Origin of the sequence: Amycolatopsis vancoresmycina (assembly GCF_000716785.1) — a bacterium.
GTDB classification, from domain to species: Bacteria; Actinomycetota; Actinomycetes; order Mycobacteriales; family Pseudonocardiaceae; genus Amycolatopsis; species Amycolatopsis vancoresmycina.
This window is the reverse complement of sequence record NZ_JNYY01000036.1, coordinates 21,081-40,456: the sequence shown is the minus strand read 5'-3', so window position 1 is coordinate 40,456 and position 19,376 is coordinate 21,081. Positions and strand designations below refer to the sequence as shown.

The 19,376-nt window shown below is 70.8% G+C and carries 14 protein-coding genes; 10 read left to right on the top strand and 4 right to left on the bottom strand.

Annotated features, from left to right (window positions below):
- Positions 1-32: 32 nt before the first annotated feature.
- Together OO60_RS43295 and OO60_RS43290 are read right to left on the bottom strand one after the other, a co-directional pair.
- The gene (locus OO60_RS43295) at positions 33-2,525 is read right to left on the bottom strand and encodes a polynucleotide kinase-phosphatase (RefSeq protein WP_003080277.1); all 2,493 of its coding nucleotides are present in this window, start codon (positions 2,523-2,525) and stop codon (positions 33-35) included.
- The gene (locus OO60_RS43290) at positions 2,522-3,889 is read right to left on the bottom strand and encodes a 3' terminal RNA ribose 2'-O-methyltransferase Hen1 (RefSeq protein WP_003080275.1); all 1,368 of its coding nucleotides are present in this window, start codon (positions 3,887-3,889) and stop codon (positions 2,522-2,524) included. The genes OO60_RS43295 and OO60_RS43290 overlap by 4 nt, the downstream gene beginning before the upstream one ends.
- A 65-nt stretch (positions 3,890-3,954) precedes the next feature.
- On the opposite strand from OO60_RS43290, the gene OO60_RS43285 reads away from it, so the two are divergent.
- The 5 genes from OO60_RS43285 (at position 3,955) to OO60_RS45285 (ending at position 10,623) form a co-directional block, all read left to right on the top strand.
- Positions 3,955-5,922 (top strand): thioredoxin domain-containing protein, encoded by a 1,968-nt coding sequence (locus OO60_RS43285; RefSeq protein ID WP_003080268.1) that lies wholly within the window; start codon positions 3,955-3,957, stop codon positions 5,920-5,922.
- An 85-nt stretch (positions 5,923-6,007) separates the two neighbouring features.
- Positions 6,008-6,565 carry a hypothetical protein gene (locus tag OO60_RS43280; protein WP_003080265.1) on the top strand — a complete coding sequence of 186 codons (558 nt, stop codon included), beginning with the start codon at positions 6,008-6,010 and terminating at the stop codon, positions 6,563-6,565.
- A gap of 159 nt (positions 6,566-6,724) precedes the next feature.
- The gene (locus OO60_RS43275) at positions 6,725-8,098 is read left to right on the top strand and encodes a glycosyl hydrolase family 28 protein (RefSeq protein WP_003080262.1); all 1,374 of its coding nucleotides are present in this window, start codon (positions 6,725-6,727) and stop codon (positions 8,096-8,098) included.
- Positions 8,099-8,178: 80 nt separating this feature from the next.
- Complete coding sequence (locus OO60_RS43270) at positions 8,179-10,068, top strand: acyl-CoA dehydrogenase family protein (RefSeq protein ID WP_003080258.1); 1,890 nt, start codon at positions 8,179-8,181, stop codon at positions 10,066-10,068.
- A gap of 102 nt (positions 10,069-10,170) precedes the next feature.
- Positions 10,171-10,623 (top strand): hypothetical protein, encoded by a 453-nt coding sequence (locus tag OO60_RS45285; RefSeq protein WP_003080255.1) that lies wholly within the window; start codon positions 10,171-10,173, stop codon positions 10,621-10,623.
- Positions 10,624-10,671: 48 nt separating this feature from the next.
- Here the strand turns inward: OO60_RS45285 and OO60_RS43260 are convergent, their stop codons facing one another.
- Positions 10,672-11,433, bottom strand: coding sequence for a DUF2382 domain-containing protein (locus tag OO60_RS43260; protein WP_003080252.1), 762 nt, complete (start codon positions 11,431-11,433; stop codon positions 10,672-10,674).
- Between the two features lie 305 nt (positions 11,434-11,738).
- Here OO60_RS43260 and OO60_RS43255 point away from each other — a divergent pair, with 305 nt between their 5' ends.
- Together OO60_RS43255 and OO60_RS43250 are read left to right on the top strand one after the other, a co-directional pair.
- On the top strand, positions 11,739-12,212 hold the full coding sequence (locus OO60_RS43255; protein ID WP_003080250.1) for a carboxymuconolactone decarboxylase family protein: 474 nt from the start codon (positions 11,739-11,741) through the stop codon (positions 12,210-12,212).
- A gap of 129 nt (positions 12,213-12,341) precedes the next feature.
- Positions 12,342-12,728 (top strand): hypothetical protein, encoded by a 387-nt coding sequence (locus OO60_RS43250; RefSeq protein WP_240490682.1) that lies wholly within the window; start codon positions 12,342-12,344, stop codon positions 12,726-12,728.
- Between the two features lie 140 nt (positions 12,729-12,868).
- Here the strand turns inward: OO60_RS43250 and trhA are convergent, their stop codons facing one another.
- Positions 12,869-13,510, bottom strand: a complete 642-nt coding sequence (trhA, locus tag OO60_RS43245) for a PAQR family membrane homeostasis protein TrhA (RefSeq protein ID WP_003080246.1) — start codon at positions 13,508-13,510, stop codon at positions 12,869-12,871.
- 114 nt (positions 13,511-13,624) lie between these two features.
- On the opposite strand from trhA, the gene OO60_RS43240 reads away from it, so the two are divergent.
- The 3 genes from OO60_RS43240 (at position 13,625) to OO60_RS43230 (ending at position 19,355) form a co-directional block, all read left to right on the top strand.
- A complete protein-coding gene (locus OO60_RS43240) occupies positions 13,625-14,401 on the top strand; it encodes an isoprenyl transferase (protein ID WP_033263568.1) in 777 nt (258 codons plus the stop codon).
- A gap of 448 nt (positions 14,402-14,849) precedes the next feature.
- Complete coding sequence (gene phoH2 / locus OO60_RS43235; protein WP_003080241.1) at positions 14,850-16,142, top strand: RNA 5'-3' helicase PhoH2; 1,293 nt, start codon at positions 14,850-14,852, stop codon at positions 16,140-16,142.
- A 210-nt stretch (positions 16,143-16,352) separates the two neighbouring features.
- Positions 16,353-19,355 (top strand): DPP IV N-terminal domain-containing protein, encoded by a 3,003-nt coding sequence (locus OO60_RS43230; RefSeq protein ID WP_240490681.1) that lies wholly within the window; start codon positions 16,353-16,355, stop codon positions 19,353-19,355.
- The last annotated feature ends 21 nt before the right edge of the window (positions 19,356-19,376 follow it).

Below are 19,376 nucleotides of genomic sequence, written 5' to 3'. Positions count from 1 at the left end.
CGGGTTAGAACCCGCCTTACCACTCACGACGGTCACAGCCTCGGGTCCACCGGGTCCGACTCCAGTGCCAGCACCGCGAACACGCACTCGTGTACCCGCCACAGCGGCTCGCCGCGGGCGATGCGCTCCAGGGCCTCCAGGCCCAGTGCGTACTCGCGCAGGGCCAGCGTTCGCTTGCGGTTGAGGCCTCGCTTGCGCAGGCGCTCCAGGTTGTGGGGGAGCGTGTAGTCCGGGCCGTAGATGATCCGGAGGTACTCGCGTCCGCGTACCTTCACCCCTGGCTGGACCAGGCCGCGCGTGCCTCGGGTCAGGTTCGCCGCCGGCTTCACCACCATGCCCTCGCCGCCGTCCGCCGTCAGCTCCTCCCACCACGAGACTCCGCGGGCGATCGATGCGGCGTCCGTCAGGTTCACCTCGAGGGTCCGGGTGGGCTGGAACCGGGGTCCGGGCAACCGCTCCACCATCGACAGGTGCCACGAATGCGGGCGGTCGTGGTAGGCCGCCCCTTCGGATGCCAGCAGCTGGAACGGTGCCAGGCGGACGCCGTCCAGGCCCGACGTCGGCCAGCAGTAGCGCCGGTACGCCGTCCGGTATTCGTCCACTGTGGATGATCGGGTGGTCGTCCGCGCCAGCAGTTCCGAGACGTCGATGCCTCGGGCGGCCGCCGTCGCCAGCGCCGAGACCGCCGACGGCAGCACCGCCTGGGCGGCCGCGCCCACCGACGCGTACTGGTCGGCGATCAGCGAGCCCGCCTTCGCGCTCCACGGCAGCAGCTCGGCGTCGAGCAGCAACCAGCCCGAGTTCAGCTCCTCGAACAGCTCGGCCGCCGCCGTGCGCACGTCGGCCAGCAGCGCCGCGTTCTGCGGCGGCGGGAAGAACGGCCGCCCGGTGCGCGTGTACACCGCGCCGCCGCCGTGGATCCCGAAGCGCCGGTGCGCCACCTCCTCGTCCCGGCAGACCAGCACCACCGCCCGCGAGCCCATGTGCTTCTCTTCGCACAGCACGGCTTCGACCCCGGCCGCCCGGTACTCTGCGAACGCCTCTTCCGGGTGTTCGAGGTACTCCGGGCGGGACGACGTCGAGCACGGCGCCATCGTCGGCGGCAGGTAGGCGAGCCAGCGCGGGTCGACCGCGAACCGGCTCATCACCTCCAGCGCCGCCGCCGACTGCTCCGCCGAGACACCGACCCGGCCGTGGTGCGCGGTCTGCACGATCCGCTTGCCGGTGACGTCGGCCAGCTCCAGCACCGCCGGCTCCCGGCCGCCGAGCGGGCGCGAGGCGTCCAGCGGCTTCGACGGCTCGTACCAGACCCGGTGGGCCTGCACCGAGACGACCTCGCGCTCGGGGTAGCGCAGCGCGGTCAGCTTCCCGCCGAACACCGCGCCGGTGTCGAGGCACATCGTGTTGTTGACCCACTCCGGCTCCAGCGTCGGCGTGTGCCCGTAGAGGACCATCGCGGAGCCGCGGTAGTCGCGGGCCCACGGCAGCCGCACCGGCAGGCCGTACTCGTCGGTTTCGCCGGTCGTGTCGCCGTACAGCGCCATGCTGCGCACCCGCCCGGACGCGCGCCCGTGGTACCGCTCGGGCAGCCCCGCGTGCGCGACGACGAGGTTGCCGCCGTCGAGGACGTAGTGCGCGATCAGGCCGTCGCAGAATTCGTGCGCCGCCCGCCGGAACTCTTCGGTTTCCGAGGCGAGCTGCTCCAGCGACTCGGCGAGCCCGTGCGCGGCGTTCACCTTCCGCCCGTGCAGCGCGCGCACCAGCTTCTGCTCGTGGTTCCCGCACACGACCAGCGCGTTCCCGGTTTCCGCCATGCCCATCACGCGCCGCAGCACGCCCGGCGTGTCCGGGCCGCGGTCGACGAGGTCGCCGACGAACACCGCGGTCCGGCCCGCCGGGTGCACGCCGTCGACGTACCCCAGCTCGGCCAGCAGTTCCTCGAGCTCGGCCGCGCAGCCGTGGACGTCGCCGATCACGTCGAACGGCCCGGTCAGCTCGCGCTTGTCGTTGCGCAGCGGCTCGACGACGATCTCCGCCTCGGCCACCTCGGCTTCGGACCGCAGCACGTGCACGCGCCGGAACCCCTCGTGCTCCAGCGACTTCAGCGACCGCTGCAGCTCGCCGCGCTGCCGCCGGACGACGTGCTCGCCGAAGTCGCGGTCCGGCCGCCCGGCGTTGCGGTCGACGCAGACGCGCAGCGGCAGGTCGAGCACGATCGCCGTCGGCAGCACGTCGTGCTCCTTCGCCAGCTTCACCAGGCTGGCCCGCGAAGCGCGCTGGACGTTCGTCGCGTCGATGACGGTCGTCCGCCCGGCCGCGAGCCGCTTCGCCGCGACGTAGTGCAGCGCGTCGAAGGCGTCGGCGCTCGCCGATTGGTCGTTCTCGTCGTCGGCGACGAGCCCGCGGAAGAAGTCGCTGGAGAGCACCTGCGTCGGCGCGAAGTGCGTGCGCGCGAACGTGGACTTGCCGGAGCCGGAAGCGCCGACGAGCACGACGAGCGCCATGTCGGGGACGGTCAGCTTCACGCGGCCACCTCCTTTTGGGTGGTGAAGACCGCCAGTTGGGTCGGCGGTCCCGATTCCTGGTCCTCGGGTCCGATCGGCAGGTACCGGACGTCGTAGCCGCGCCGGGTCGCGACGCCGTCCGCCCAGGCGCGGAACTCGGCTCGCGTCCATTCGAACCGGTGGTCGGCGTGCCGGAAATGCCCCGTTGGCAGGAACTCGAACAGCCGGTTGTACTCCGCGTTGGGCGTCGTGACGAGCACCGTGCGCGGCGCCGCGACGCCGAACACGGCGTGTTCCAGCGCCGGCAGCCGCTCCTCGTCGACGTGTTCGACGACCTCCATCAGCACGGCCGCGTCGAACCCGGCCAGCGCCGGATCGGCGTAGGTCAGCGCGGACTGCCGCAGCGTGACGCGCGAGCCGGCCTTCAGCCGCTTCTCCGCGATGGTGAGCGTGCTGCTCGAGACGTCGACGCCGACGATCTCGGTGAACGACCGTTCCTGCTCGAGGACGCGCAGCAGCGCGCCGGAGCCGCACCCGAGGTCCAGCACGCGCCGGGCGCCCGCGGCGCGCAGCGCGGCGAGCACGCTGCCGTGCCGCTGCGACGCGAGGCTCTCCGGCTTGTCCGGCACCTCCGTGACCAGCGCCTCGGCCTCCGCCGGGACGTCGTCCGCCTCGGCCAGCCGCGAGAGGGCGTACTGCACGACCGGGCGGCGCCGCTCGAGGTAGCGGTTCGTGATGAGCGTCCGCTGCGGGTGCCCGGCGAGCCAGCCGTCGCCGGCGCGCAGCAGCTTGTCGGCCTCGTCCTGGCCGACCCAGTAGTGCTTGTCGCCGTCGAGGGCGGGCAGCAGGACGTACAGGTGGCGCAGCGCGTCGGCGACCCGCTGGGTGCCGGTCAGCGTCAAGTCGACATAGCGACTGTCGCCCCACTGCGGGAACTGCGGGTCGAGCGGGATCGGCGTCGCCGAAACGCGCCAGCCGAGCGGTTCGAACAGCTTGTGCACGACCTCGGCCCCACCGCGCGCGGACAGCGACGGCACCTTGATCTCCAGGTCGAAGGGCTCGTCGACCAGCTCCGGCCGCGCCGAACACCGGCCCGCGAGCGCGGTCGTGTAGGCGGCCCGCAGCGCGACCGCGAGGTACGAGCCTCCGGCGTAGGGCCGGTCGTTGACGTACTGGGTCAGCGACGTCCCGCCCCCGCGCACGAGCTCGACGGGATCGATTTCCACGAACAGCGCGGCGGTGCACCGGCCGGCGGCGGCCTCCGGGTAGAAGACGTGCGCGACCCCGGCCGACAGCGCGACCGACTGCGCCTTCCCCGGGTGCTTGTGCAGGAGGAAGCCCAGGTCGGTGGCGGGGTTCCGGGTCGTGGTGATGGTCAGCAACACCGGCCCAGTGTGGCGGAGCGGCCGGTGCCCGCGCGCCCGGTTTTCCCGGGTGCGACCCTGGATCCATGAACCGCCTCGCCAGCGCGACCAGCCCGTACCTGCTCCAGCACGCGGACAACCCCGTCGACTGGTGGCCATGGGGACCCGACGCGCTCGCCGAGGCGAAACGGCGGAACGTGCCGATCCTGCTCTCCGTCGGCTACGCCGCCTGCCACTGGTGTCACGTGATGGCGCACGAGTCGTTCGAGGACGCCGGGACCGCGGCCCTGATGAACGGGCACTTCGTCAACATCAAGGTCGACCGCGAGGAGCGGCCGGACATCGACGCGGTGTACATGGCCGCCACCCAGGCGATGACCGGGCAGGGCGGCTGGCCGATGACCTGCTTCCTGACCCCGGACGGCGAGCCGTTCCACTGCGGCACCTACTACCCGCCGTCGCCGCGGCCGGGAATGCCGTCGTTCCGGCAGCTGCTGGCCGCCGTCGCCGAGGCGTGGCAGGAGCGGCCGGACGAGCTCCTCGACGGCGCCAAGCAGATCGTGGCGCACCTCGCCGAGCAGACCGGGCCGCTCCAGGAGTCCGTTGTGGACGAAGCCGTGCTCGCCGGTGCGGTCGGGAAGCTCGAGCAGGAAGCGGACCCGGTCAACGGCGGGTTCGGCCGCGCCCCGAAGTTCCCGCCGTCGATGGTCCTCGAGTTCCTGCTGCGCCACCACGAGCGCACCGGTTCTGCGGTGGCACTGTCTCTTGTGGACAAGTCGGCCGAGGCGATGGCTCGCGGTGGCCTGTACGACCAGCTGGCCGGCGGCTTCGCGCGCTACTCCGTCGACGCCGAGTGGATCGTGCCCCACTTCGAGAAGATGTTGTACGACAACGCGTTGCTGCTGCGGTTCTACGCCCACCTGTGGCGGCGCACCGGCTCGGCGACCGCGCTGCGCGTCGCCACCGGTACGGCGGAGTTTCTGTTCGAGAGCTTGCGGACGCCGGAAGGCGGCTTCGCGTCCTCGCTGGACGCGGACACCGACGGCGTCGAAGGCCTGACGTACGTCTGGACGCCGTCGCAGCTGCGTGACGTGGTCGGCGACGACTCCGCGGCCGACCTCTTCGGCGTCACCCCCGAGGGGACGTTCGAGGAGGGTGCCTCGACGTTGCGCCTGTTCGGTGACCTGCCGGAGCCGCTGCGCGTGAAGCTGCTGGAGGAACGCGCGAAGCGGCCGCAGCCGGGCCGGGACGACAAGGTCATCGCGTCCTGGAACGGCTTGGCGATCACCGCGCTGGCCGAAGCGGGTGTGGCGCTGGATCGTCCACAGTGGATCGAGTGGGCTCGCGATGCTGCCGAGTTGCTGCTGCGGGTGCACGTGGTCGACGGCCGGTTGCGGCGCAGCTCGCGAGACGGCGTCGTCGGCGAATCCGCCGGGGTGCTGGAGGACTACGCCTGCGTCGCCGACGGGTTCCTGGCCCTGCACCAGGCCACGGGCGAGGCGAAGTGGCTCACCGAAGCGACCCGGCTGCTCGACCTGGCGCTGGCGCACTTCGCGTCCTCGGACGTCCCGGGCGCGTATTTCGACACGGCCGACGACGCCGAGACGCTGGTCCAGCGCCCGGCCGACCCGGGCGACAACGCCAGTCCGTCGGGGGCGTCCGCACTGGCCGGGGCGTTGCTGACGGCGTCGGCGCTCGCGGGGCACGCCGATGCGGCCCGGTACCGGGAGGCGGCCGAGCAGGCGCTGCGCCGGGCCGGGGTGCTGGCCGGGCGGGTGCCGCGGTTCGCCGGGCACTGGCTGTCGGTGGCGGAAGCGCTGCAGGCAGGCCCGGTGCAGGTCGCGGTGGTGGGCGCGGACGCTTCGCTGCGGCTGGCCGCGGCGCGGGGGGTGCACGGCGGCGGCATCGTGGTGGCCGGCGAGCCGGACGCACCGGGCGTGCCGTTGCTCGCCGACCGTCCCCTGGTGTCCGGCGCGCCGGCGGCGTACGTGTGCCGGGGTTACGTGTGCGATCGCCCGGTCACCTCGGCGGCGGAGCTGGCCGGCCGGCTCTGATCGCCCTGGGAGAACGCGGTGTTGATAACACGGTATCAGGCGTAGCTTCGGTATCGATGTAATCATGTAATCGCGGAGGTGCGACATGGGACGGGGATGGCGAGGAGGCCGGGGCTGGCAGCAGGCCGAGGTACCGCCGGCGGACGACGCGGCGGCCTGGTTCGGCGGCCGCCTGCCGGACGGCTGGTTCACGGGCGCACCGGAGGTCACGGTCGACCGCGAAGAGATCATCGTGGTGGGCGAGCTGCAGCCGCTGACGGAGGAGCACGCGGACGACGCAGCCCGCGCGGCGGCCGAGGACGGCCGCATCAGCCGGTTCCGCGAGGAGACGCGCGACGAGCGCATCGAGATCGCCCGCCAGGCGGAGCACCGCTACCAGCGCAAGGTGGCCTGGGGCGCCCGCCTGGGCGGAACGACGGCGCTGTTCACGACGCACTCGGCCCCGGTGATGACGCGCTTGCGCCAGCCGGAGCGCCTGGTGCTGGACACCCTGGTGGACGCGGGCGTGGCCCGCTCCCGCTCGGACGCCCTGGCGTGGGCGGTCCGGCTGGTCGGCCAGCACGCGGACAGCTGGCTGGGCGAGCTGCGCGAGGCGATGAGCAAGGTGGACGACCTGCGTTCGAAGGGCCCAGACCTGTCCTGACGCTCGCCCAAGCCGTCGTGAGTGAGAAACAGTGTTAGAACACTGTTTCTCACTCACGACCGGCTTGGCCCGCCCGGCTGCGCCCGATAGAGTTGATCGTGCCCGCGGTCCGTGCCGCGGTTCCGCCGTCGCACAGTCTTTCCCGTGAAGGATGTGTCCATGGACGGCAGGTTCACCCGGCGGCAGCTGATCAAGGGCGGGCTCGCGGTGGCGGCGGTGCCCCTCCTCCCGGCCGTCGCGCCGGCGGCGCCCCGCATCGACGTACCGGTGCTCCCGTGGCCGGCGGCGAACGACATCGTCGCGAACACCACGGTTCCCACGTTCCCGGACCGCAGTTTCCCGATCACCGGCTACGGCGCGAAGAACGACGGCAAGACCGACAACACCGAGGCCATCGCGAAGGCGATCGACGCCTGCGCCGCGGCCGGTGGCGGTCACGTCGTCGTGCCGGGCGGTGGCAGCTTCCTCACCGGGGCCATCGCCCTCAAGAGCAACGTCGACCTGCACCTCGAAGCCGGCTCGGTGCTGAAGTTCAGCGGCGACGCCTCGAAGTTCCCGAACGTCCTGACGCGCTACGAAGGCATCGAGTGCGTCAACCACTCGCCGATGATCTACGCCTACGGGCAGAAGAACATCGGCCTCACCGGCAGCGGCACGCTCGACGCGGCGGCGACGTCGTCGTGGAACAAGGGCAGCGACCGGGCGTACCTGGAAACGCTGGTGGCCAAGGGAACCCCGCCGGAGAAGCGGGTGGTGCCGGGCTCGGGGCACAGCATGCGCTCGACGTTCGTCGAGCCGTACGCCTGCGAAAACGTGCTGATCCAAGGCGTCACGCTGAAGAACTCCATGTTCTGGCAGCTGCACCCGACGCTGTGCAAGAACGTCACGGTCGACGGCGTCAGCACCGACCCCAGCACCGCGCACAGCAACACCGACGGCTGCGACCCCGAGTCCTGCGACCACGTCGTCATCGCCAACTGCACCTTGGGCGCGCACGACGACAACATCGCCATCAAGGCCGGCCGCGACGCCGACGGGCGGCGGGTGAACGTCCCGTGCCAGAACCTCGTCGTGGTGAACTGCGTGATGAACGGCAACTGGGGCGCGATCACCTGCGGCAGCGAGCAGACCGGCGGGATCCGCAACGTCTACGCCTACCGGCTCACCGTGAAGGGCGACACGAAGTTCGCGCTGTACGTGAAGTCCAACACGCTGCGTGGCGGGTTCTCCGAGAACATCAACCTCGACAGTGTCTCCGGCACCTTCGCGCGCAACTTCGTGTACGTGACGTCGACCTACAACAGCCAGACCGGCAGCTACATCCCGTCGTTCGGGCCGTTCACCATCAGCAACTGTTCGAGCACGAAGATCGCGGGCAAGACGTTCGACGTCAGCGGGCTTTCGAACGCCCACGTGCACGGCCTGTCCGTGGCGAACTCCACGTTTAAGGGCGTCGCCGACACGTCGAACACGCTGAAGTACGTGGACAACGCCCATTTCTCGAATGTGACGGTCAACGGGAAGCCGATCTGAACCTGCGGAACCGGCGGGGCTGCGGCAGGCTTACTACCAACGAGTAGGAAGCCTGCCGTTCGTCCTTTCCGGAGGTAGCCGTGGACGTCCCCGAAGTGCCCTCGAAGGTGGATCCGGACGCCCTGACCGCCGTCCTCGACGGCCGCTGGGCCGACCTGCGCCGCGGGGTGCGGGCGCAGATGGCCGAGACGAAGTTCCGGGACCCGGTCGCGCTCGACGTCGAGGCGCACCGCGCCCAAGTGCTTGACCAGCTGCGCGCGCTGGCCGAAACCGACCGGCCCGGCCTGGGCTTCGACCCGGCGTACGGCGGCGGTGGCGACGTCGGCGGCTCGGTCACGTCGTTCGAGATGCTCGGCTACGGCGACCTGTCGCTGATGGTGAAGGCCGGCGTCCAATGGGGCCTGTTCGGCGGCGCGGTCCAGCTGCTCGGCACCGAGCGCCACCACGAGCGGTACCTGCGCGCCATCGTGGACCTCGACCTGCTGGGCTGCTTCGCGATGACCGAGCACGGCCACGGGTCCGACGTCCAGCACCTGCGCACCACGGCGACCTTCACCGATGGCGGCTTCGTCATCCACACGCCGGACGCCATGGCGCAGAAGGAATACATCGGCAACGCGGCCCGCGACGGCCGGATGGCGGTGGTCTTCGCGCAGCTGATCACCGGCTCCGAGGAGCGTGGCGTCCACGCGTTCATGGTGCCGATCCGGGACGAGGACGGCGCACCGATGCCGGGCGTGTCCATCGAGGACTGCGGCCCGAAGGCGGGCCTCAACGGTGTCGACAATGGACGGTTGAGCTTCGACGACGTCCGGGTGCCGCGGGAAGCCTTGCTGAATCGCTTCGGCGACGTCGCCGAGGACGGGACGTACTCGAGCCCGATCGAAAGCGACAGCCGCCGGTTCTTCACGATGCTGGGCACGCTGATCCGCGGCCGGGTGAGCGTCGGCGGCAGCGCGGGGAGCGCCACCAAGCGCGCGCTGGCCCTGGCGATCCGGTACGGCGAACGGCGGCGCCAGTTCATGACCCCGGACGGCGACGAGGTCGTCATCCTCGACTACCTCGGTCACCAGCGGAAACTGCTGCCGGCGCTGGCGAAGACGTACGCGCTGCACTTCGCGCAGGAAGAGCTGGTGTCCAAGCTGCACGACATCGACTCGTCCGCGCCCGAGGAGGAGCAGCGCGAGCTGGAGTCGCGGGCGGCCGGGCTGAAGGCGCTCAACACCTGGCACGCGACGGCGACGATCCAGGCCGCGCGCGAGGCGTGCGGCGGCTCGGGGTACCTCGCGGAGAACATCCTGCCGGGCCTGAAGGCCGACACCGACGTCTTCACGACGTTCGAAGGCGACAACACAGTGCTGTTGCAGCTGGTCGCGAAGGGCCTGCTGACCAGCTACAAGCAGGACTTCGAGGACCTTTCGCCGCTGGCGACGGCCCGGTTCTTCACCGACCAGGTGGTCAGCACGATCCTGGAGCGGACCTCGGTGCGCAAGGCGCTCGAGTCGCTCACCGAAGGGTCCGATTCGGACGTCTTCTTCCGCCGCGAGTGGCAGCTGCGGCTGTTCGAGGACCGCGAGCAGCACGTCGTCGAAGGCGTGGCCAAGCGCCTGCGCAAGGCGGCCGACGACCCGTTCGGCGTGTTCAACGCGGCGCAGGACCACGTGCTGCGCGCCGGCCGCGTGCACGTCGAGCGGCTGGTGCTGGAGGCGTTCGCGGCAGCCGTCGAGCGCTGCGAAGACCCGGACGCCCGGACGCTGCTCGAGCGCGTCTGCGACCTGTACGCGTTGTCGGCGATCGAAGAGGACCTGGCGTGGTTCCTGGGCCACGGCCGCCTGACGGCGTCGCGCGGGAAGGCCGTGACGTCGGCCGTCAACCGGCTCTGCTCGGAGCTGCGCCCGCACGCCCGCGCGCTGGTGGACGCGTTCGCGATCCCGGAGCAGTTCCGGGCGGCGCCGATGCTGGTGTCCTGATCGGCTGTTTTGGGCGTTTTCCCTGGTGGGGGCGCGGGAACGCGGTTCGCGCGGGTCGTCTAGCGTTGCGCGTCCGCTCCCGCTCTCCCCGAAGGAACCCCCATGGGCGCCCGCCGTGAAAGACGCTTGCTCGAAACCGCCGCACCGATGATGCAGCCGGGCGAAACGCCCGAAGTGATCGCCATGGCCAAGGTCGGCTCGCTGCGGAAGGTGCTGGGCCGGCACTTCGCGCTCGCCGCCGCGACCGCGGTGCTGAGCGGCGGCACGATGTTCTCGATCACCACCCAGCGCGAGCTCTACCTGCTGCTGACCGACCGCCAGCTGCTGTTCTTCGAGGCCGACGCGTACACCGGCGGCCCGGGTAAGCCCCTGTTCGGCGTCCCGCGGACGCACGTGGCCATCACCGAGCCGCGGGGCGGCGTCCTGCTGAAGTTCGAGCTGTACATCCACGGCTGGGACCAGGCGATGACGTTGTCGATGCCGCCGTTCCCGCCGTCGCTGCGGAAGAAGGGCCGTCAGCTCGTCGGCCTCCTGCCGCGGCTGCAGCAGGGGTGACCCGGGCGGGTGGCCGGTATCGGGGACCGGCCACCCGCCCGGGAGCTCTCACGGCCGCCGGTGCTTGCGGTCGTCGTCGCTGACGTCGAACTGCTCCTTGCGCACCTTGCCGGACACGGTCTGCTCGTCGGTGACCGTCTCGGTCCGCAGCCGCGCCCGCTCGACCGGCACGGTTTCCTTGCGCACCACGGGTTTCTCGGCGTGCAGGACGACGTCCTGCTCGGCCTCGCCGATCTCCGCCCGGCCGTCCGCGCGGGTGACCGGCTCCCGCTCGATGCGCACCTCCTCGTGCCGCACCGGCACGGTGACCTGCTGCTCCTCGGTGACGACGTACTTGCGCAGCCGCACGTGCCCGGCCTCGACCTGCTCGGTCCCGACGTTCAGCCGCTCTTCGGAGCGCGTCATGCTGCGGTCGTCGCGCTTGTCGCGCCTGCCCATGGCGTCCCGGCCCACGGTGCCCTTGCCGCGGTCCATCCGCCCGTCCGCCGAGTCGCGCGGCACCGGCAGGCCGTAGTGGCGGTAGAGCTGGGTGCTCTCCTCGGGCGAGAGGTGCCCGTCGGCGTCGATGCGCGGCGCGTCGGAGACGCTCTCCTTGTCGACCTGGACGTGCACGCCGTCCTGGTCGGTGTGCGCGCCGGAGAGCGGGACGAAGCTTTCCTTGGTGCCGAACAGCCCGGTCTTGACGGTGATCCACTCCGGCTGGTGCGTCGCGTCGGCGAGGTAGACGTTGCCGACCTTCCCGAGCTTGTTGCCTTCGGGATCGACCACGGCACTGTCGATGAGTTCCTGCGGCTGCATGGTGCTGGCCATCGCGGTCGTGCTCCTTCCACAGTTGGGTCTGGTGCGGCCCACGTTCGGCCGTCCCGGTGCGGGCGGCAACCGTCGTGGTGTCCGCGTGGGTGACCCCTGAACGTGCTCGTTTGAAGCGGTTTTCGCTGGCCAGGCCGGGTCCGGTGCCCAGGTGGAACGCGGTGTCCCCGGCGTGACCGGCCGCCACCGCGGTGGCGCGAAGGTGTGGACCTGGATTTGCGTGACCGGGGTCACGCGCGCGGTTGTCACAACGCCGCCGCCCGGGTCGTCAAGGGGGTGAAGCAGACGATGGAAGGGGAACGACCATGGAAGCGCGGCTCAACATGTTCGAGAACGAGGTCACCGGCAAGTTCGTCAAGCGCCTGATCGCGGCGTCCCGCCCGGTCGAGGAATCGTCGCTGCCGCACGCGACGCAGGAGCTGGTGAAGATCCGCGCGAGCCAGATCAACGGCTGCGGGATGTGCCTGGACATGCACACGAAGGACGCGGCGGCGGCCGGTGAGACGGCGGTCCGCCTGGCGATGGTGGCGGCGTGGCGCGAAGCGGTGGTGTTCACCGAGGCCGAGCGCGCGGCCCTGGCGCTGGCGGAGGAGGGCACCCGCCTGGCCGACACGCACACGGGCGTCACCGACGAGACGTGGGCGGCGGTGCGCAAGCACTACGACGACGAGCAGATCGGCGCGCTGGTCGCCCTGGTGGCGACGATCAACGCGTGGAACCGGCTGAACGTGATCGTCCGCAACCCGGCGGGCGAGTACCAGCCGGGGATGTTCGGCTGAGTTTCACCGCCGCTCATGGTGAAAACTGCCCGGAGGTGGAACCCCCAACCGTGGCACAGCGGCCGCGACGCCGCTCGGCGCAAGGTGTTTGATTGCCGGGACGGGTGATGTTGTCCAAACCATCGAGTGATGTCGATAAAGGACTGCGCGAGAACGCCCGATGATTTTACCATGATGAAAAAGACGCTCTTCGCAGCCGCAGTCATCGGTGGTGCCATGCTCGCTGTTGCCGCGCCGGCCTCCGCCGGTGAGGGTCACCACCCGGGCGGCGGCATCAGCATCGGCGACAACCTCTGCGCGGCTCCGTGGCAGTGGAACGGTCCCTTCGAAATCCTGCACGCGGGTCACGCCCCGTCGTACGCGGCGTGTAACAACAACTCCACCGGCGGTGGGCACGGAATCAGCATCCTCAACAACGCGTGCCTGCTGCCCTGGCAGTGGAACGGCCCGGTCGAGCTCCTGACGGTCGACCACAACCCGTCGTACGTGGCCTGCAACGGCAACAGCGCGGGCTGACCAAGGGGAAACAGGCCGAGGCTGGCTGGTTGAGTGTGCATCAACCATCCGCGGCCGACCCCGAGTAGGAAAGAAGCGCGGTCATTCACTCACACACAGGGTGAATGGCCGCGCTTCTTTTTCGTGGAACAAAAGGCGACTCAGGCGTACATCGCCAGCCAGATCGCGATGTAGTGCGAGACGGCGGCCAAAACGGTGCAGGCGTGGAAGTACTCGTGGTAGCCAAAAGTGTCAGGCCAGTGGTTGGGCCACTTCACGGCGTAGAAAACCGCGCCGAGCGTATAGAACAACCCGCCCACGCACAGCAACACGAGCGCCGCGACGCCGGCGTGTGAAGCCAGCTCGGGGAAGACGAACACCGCAACCCAGCCAAGGGCGATGTAGATCGGCACCCCGAGCCACCGCGGAGCGTGCGGCCACAGCATCTTCAACGCCACACCCGCGATCGCCCCGCCCCAGACGATCGACAGGATCACGTACCCCGTCGGCTTCGACATCGCCAGCAACGTGAACGGCGTGTACGTCCCGGCGATGAACAAGAAGATCATCGAGTGATCGGCGCGCTTCATCCACTTGTACGCCCGGGGACTCCAGAACCGCCGGTGGTACAACGCGCTGACCCCGAACAGCCCCAGCACCGTCAGCCCGTACACCGACGTGGCCAGCGCGGCGACGGGGGACACTGTGGACGCGGCCAAACTGATCAGCGCGGCCGCCGCCGCCAGCGCGCCGAAGAACGTCCAGAAGTGGATGTGCCCGCGCAGCCGGGGGCGGAGGTCCACTACGGGCTCGGGTGGTTCCGTCGTCAGGCTCACCCGTCCAGGTTACGGGACCGTAAGTTGTCCGGCAGTGCTCAAGTCACACGCCTCACACCGGGGTGCGTAGGCTGACTCGCCGTGAGTGTTCGCTCGTTCTTGTCCGACGTCGTGTACAGCGCCTACGGCAGGCGCCTCATCCAGCAGGCCGCCGGCCGGCATCCGCGGCACATCGCCATCATGCTCGACGGGAACCGCCGGTGGGCTCGTGAAGCGGGCTTCACGGACGTTTCGGACGGGCACCGAGCCGGGGCGAAGAAGATCGCGGACTTCCTGAGCTGGTGCCAGGAGGCCGAAGTCGAGGTCGTCACCATGTGGCTGCTGTCCACCGACAACCTCAACCGCGACCCCGACGAACTCACCCCGCTGCTCAAGATCATCACCGACGTCACCGACGAACTCGCCGCGCCGGGGACGCCGTGGCAGCTGCGGATCGTCGGCGCGCTCGACCTGCTGCCCGCCGACGTCGCGAAGCGGCTCAGCGAGGCCGCCGCCCGGACCGAAGGGCGGACCGGGATGGAGGTCAACATCGCCGTCGGGTACGGCGGGCGGCAGGAGATCGCCGACGCCGTGCGCAAGCTGCTGCGCCAGCACGCCGACGAGGGCACGTCCATTCAGGAACTGGCGAAGATCCTCGACGTCGACCACATCTCCGAGCACCTCTACACCTCGGGCCAGCCGGATCCGGACCTCATCATCCGCACCTCCGGTGAGCAGCGGCTTTCCGGCTTCCTGCTGTGGCAGTCCGCGCACTCGGAGTTCTGGTTCACCGAGGCGTACTGGCCCGCCTTCCGGCGGGTCGACTTCCTGCGTGCGATGCGCGACTACGCCTGGCGGCACCGCCGGTTCGGCTCCTAGCGCGCGGGAAAACCGCTGGTCACGGCCCCCGGTCACCACTCGGAGTTGATTTCGGACGACCGACGGTGAGATGACGATCTGGCGAATCACCGTGTTGGCTCCCTGCGCGACGCCGCATTCGTGGGTACCTTCCGAGGTGAGGGCACGCGTTCCGTGCGGGTCCTCGCGGGAGGCCCTGGTCGTGGCGGTGATCGAGGGGGCGGCTCAGCCGCCCACGAGACGCTCGAGGGGGCCGGCACCCGGCCCTCGTGGCCGCGCCACCTGACCCCGGTCAGGAGGAGTGGTCCAGCCAGGGAGGTGCCCGGCCCAGCGAGTGCGGGCGTGAGGTGCACACGCCCTCGAGGGAGATGCCGTCGTGACTGCGCAGCGTTTGCCCCGTAAGGCCTCTGGCCACTCTTCGACCGGTGCCGTTTCCGGCCCGGAGAAAGCGCCCGTATCCCAGCAGCACATGTACGTGCTCGACACGTCGGTCCTCCTTTCGGACCCGTGGGCGGTCACCCGCTTCGCCGAGCATGCCGTCGTGCTTCCGCTGGTCGTCATCAGTGAACTGGAGGCGAAGCGCCACCACCCGGAGCTGGGCTGGTTCGCCCGGGAATCCCTGCGGATGCTCGACGACCTGCGCCGGCAGTACGGCAGGCTCGACGCGCCGCTTCCCATCGGGGACCACGGCGGCACGCTGCAGGTGGAGCTGAACCACTCGGACCCGTCGGTGCTCCCGTCCGGGTTCCGGACCGACTCCAACGACCACCGGATCCTCGCCTGCGCGCTCAACCTCGCGGCCGAGAACCAGGCGGTCACGCTGGTGACGAAGGACATCCCGCTGCGGGTCAAGGCCGGGGCCGTCGGCCTCGAGGCGGACGAGTACCGCGCGCAGGAAGTGACGCCGTCGGGCTGGACCGGCATGGCGGACGTCGACGTCCAGCAGGAAGTGCTGGACGCGCTGTTCGGCGGCAGCACCGTCGACCCCGTCGAGTGGGGCATGGACGAGCTCGCCGAGCTGCCCTGCCACACCGGGCTGCGGCTGCTCGCGGGCAGCTCCAGCGCGCTCGGGCGGATCACGGCGGACAAGCGCATCCGGCTGGTCCGGGGCGACCGCGAGGCGTTCGGCCTGCACGGCCGCAGCGCCGAGCAGCGCGTCGCGCTCGACCTGCTGCTCGACTCCGACGTCGGGATCGTGTCGCTGGGCGGCCGGGCCGGCACCGGCAAGTCGGCGCTCGCGCTGTGCGCCGGTCTGGAAGCGGTGATGGAACGCCGTCAGCACCGCAAGGTCGTGGTGTTCCGGCCGGTCTACGCGGTCGGCGGCCAGGACCTCGGCTACCTGCCCGGGTCCGAGAGCGAGAAGATGCAGCCGTGGGCGCAGGCGGTGTTCGACACCCTCGGCGCGCTGGTCAGCCAGGACGTCCTCGACGAGGTCTTCGACCGCGGCATGCTCGAGGTGCTCCCGCTGACCCACATCCGCGGCCGGTCGCTGCACGACACGTTCGTGATCGTCGACGAGGCGCAGTCGCTGGAGCGCAACGTCCTGCTCACGGTGCTCTCCCGGCTCGGCACGGCGTCGCGGGTGGTGCTCACGCACGACGTCGCCCAGCGTGACAACCTGCGCGTCGGGCGGCACGACGGCGTCTCGGCGGTGATCGAGAAGCTGAAGGGCCACCCGCTGTTCGCGCACGTCACGCTGACGCGCTCGGAGCGTTCGCCGATCGCCGCCCTGGTCACCGAAATGCTGGAGGACCACGGCTGACCGAGTGGCTCGTGAGTGTTTAGGCGGGTTCTAACCCGCCTAAACACTCACGACCGCAGGGGGCTCCGACAAGGCTGGGTGTTGGTGAAAAACCCGCTCGGCCGCTATGCGGTCGATCCCGGGCTGGGCATAGTTGGCCGGATGGGGCCGGAAAGTCTTTCTCGTCGGGAACTTCTCGTTCGTGGTGGCGCAGCCGCTGCCGTGCTGGCCGTGGCCGGGGCGGGGGTCGCCGAGGCCGAACCGGACGTCCAGCAGGACGACGTCGTGCTCCGGCAGGGCACGAACATGTCCGCCGCGCTGTCACCGGACGGCCGGTGGATCGCCGTGGACCTGGTCACCGGGATCTGGGTGCTGCCCGCCGGCGGCGGGCGCGCCCGGCGGCTCACCAACGACCTCCAGGACGCGACGCTGCCCAACTGGTCGCCGGACGGCCGCCGGATCGCGTTCCAGTCCTACCGCGACGGCAACTTCCACCTGTACGTCATCGATGTCACCGGCGGGACGCCCCGCAAGCTCACCAGCGGGAAGTTCGACCACCGGGAGCCCGCGTTCTCGCCGGACGGCACCAAGATCGCCTTCAGCAGCGACCGGGGCGGCAGCTACGGCATCCACCTGCTGGACATCGCCTCCGGCGCGATCGGCACGGTGGCGTCCACCGCCGACGAGGAGGCGTCGCCGCGGTGGTCGGCCGACGGCCGGAAAATCGTCTTCACCGTGAACGACACCGCCATCGACGTCGTCACCCTGGCCACCGGCGCCCGCGAGCGCCTGGTCACCGCGACCGGCACCGACAGGTTCTACGGCCCCGCGTTCGGTCCCGGCGGCCGGCCCAGTTACCTGCGGCTGCGCGGCGCCGACGCGGACCTCATGCTCGGCGACCGGCAGCTGACCCAGGGCGAAGACGTCTTCGGCTTCGCCGCGAACTGGTCCGGGGCCGAGGTGCTCTACACCGCCGACGGGCACCTCCGGCGGCGCGAGGAGTCGGGCGCCGTCAAGGACGTCCCGTTCGAAGCGCGCGTGTCCACGGCGGCACGCGACTACCGGCGGCGGGTCCGTGACCTGGACTCCGCCGCGCCGAAGCCGGTGCGGGGCATCGCCAGTCCGGTCGTGTCGAAGGACGGCAAACGGATCGCGTTCCGCGCCCTCAACGCGATCTACGTCGTCGCGGCGGGCGGGGGCCGCCCGCAGAAGCTGATCGGCGACGGCTTCTTCAACTCCGACCCGGACTTCCACCCCGACGGGACGAAACTGCTCTACACGAGCGACCGGCTCGGCACGGCCGACCTGTGGCTGCGCGACCTCGGCACCGGCCAGGACACCGTCCTCACGCAACTGCCGGGCGCCCAGGTCGCACCGCGGTGGTCGCCGGACGGCGGCCGGGTGGCCTACGCCGACCAGGACGGCGCCACGTGGATCTACGACGTGGCCGCGGACCAGGCCCAGCAGGTGACGCCGCCGCTGTTCATGCCGGGCCGGCCGACCTGGTCGCCCGACGGCTCGGTCCTCGCGCTGGCCGCGGTGAAACCGTTTTCGCGGCGGTACCGCGAAGGCACCAGCCAGATCCTCACCGTCGACCTCGAGACGCAAGAACTCCGCTACGCCGAGCCGATGCCGTTCCGGTCGCTCGCCACCCGCGGCGACGACGGTCCACTGTGGTCACCCGACGGCCGGTACCTCGCGTTCACCGTCGAAAGCGTCGCCTGGATCGCCCCGGTCGACGGCACCGGACGGCTGATCGGGGCGCCGCGGCAGGTCACCCACGACGTCACCGATTCCCTGGCGTGGCAGGGGAACGACACGCTCGTGTACCTGTCGAAAGGGCAGCTGAAGGCCCAGAAGATCACCGGCGGCGAGCCGCGCCCGATCCGGCTCGACTTCACCTGGGCCCGGCCGCGCCCGCCGCGCCCGACCGTCATCCACGTCGGCGCGGCGTGGGACGGCGTCGCCCGCACGCTGCAGCGGGACGTCGACATCGTCGTCGACGGCGGCCGGATCGCCGACGTCCGGCCGCACCGGGACGCACCCGGCACCGTCGACGCCCACGACCTGACCGCGATGCCGGGGCTCGTCGACATCCACAACCACTGGCACCTGCGCGGCAGGCAGTGGGGTGACCGGCAGGGCAGGCTGTGGCTGTCCTACGGCATCACCACGACCCGCTCGCCCGGCGACCCGGCGTACCAGATGCTGGAGACGCGGGAGGCCCTGGAGTCCGGCAACCGCGTCGGGCCGCGGTACTTCGGCACCGGCGAAGCCGTCGACGGCTCGCGGATCTACTACAACTTCATGCGGCCGACGCTGTCACCCGAGCAGCTCGACCTGGAGCTGTCCCGCGCGGTGGAGCTCGAGTACGACCTGATCAAGACCTACGTCCGGCTCCCGGTGGCCGCCCAGCAGGCCGTGGTCCGGGCCGCGCACCGGGCGGGCCTTCCGCTGTCGTCGCACTACTTGTACCCGGCGGCGAACATCGGCATGGACGCGATGGAGCACACCGGGGCCACCAACCGGCTCGGGTACTCGCACACGGTCAGCCGGACCGGCCGGTCGTACCAGGACGCCGTCGCGTTGTTCACCCGCTCGGGGATGTCGATCACGCCGACGTTGTTCAACTCCAAGGCGTTGTACGCCGACGACAAGTCGCTGGTGACCGACGAGCGCACCGAGGTCCTCTTCCCGCCGTGGGAATACGCGCTGCTCAAGGCCACGGCGGAGGCCGCGGGCCGCCCGGAGAACGCGTATGTCCGCCGGGTCCTCGCCGGGAACGTCGACATGGTGCTGCGGATCCACCGGGCGGGCGGGTTCGTGGTCACCGGGACGGACTCGCCGCTGGACAACGTGGCCGTCGCCACCCACCAGAACCTGCGGGCCATGGTGGCGTTCGGGTTCACGCCGTACGAGGCGCTCACCACCGCCACCCGCAACCCCGCGCGCTGGCTGGGGCTTGAGGACCGGATCGGGGTGCTCAAGCGGGGTGCGTACGCGGATCTGTCGCTGGTCAGCGGCAACCCCCTGCAGGACGTCAAGGCGGCCGCGAACGTCCGCAGCGTGCTGGCCGGCGGCGTGCTGCGGACGGTCGGCGAGCTGCTGGCGCCCTACCGGAACCAGCCGGAGCAGCGGGCGGTCACCAAGGTGGCGCCCGCCGCCCGGTCGGCGGCGAAACAGCACTGGTGGCACGTTCCCGAGTGGTCCGAGCACGTCTGCTGCGCGGGCTGAGGACCCTGCCGCAGTTGTCGT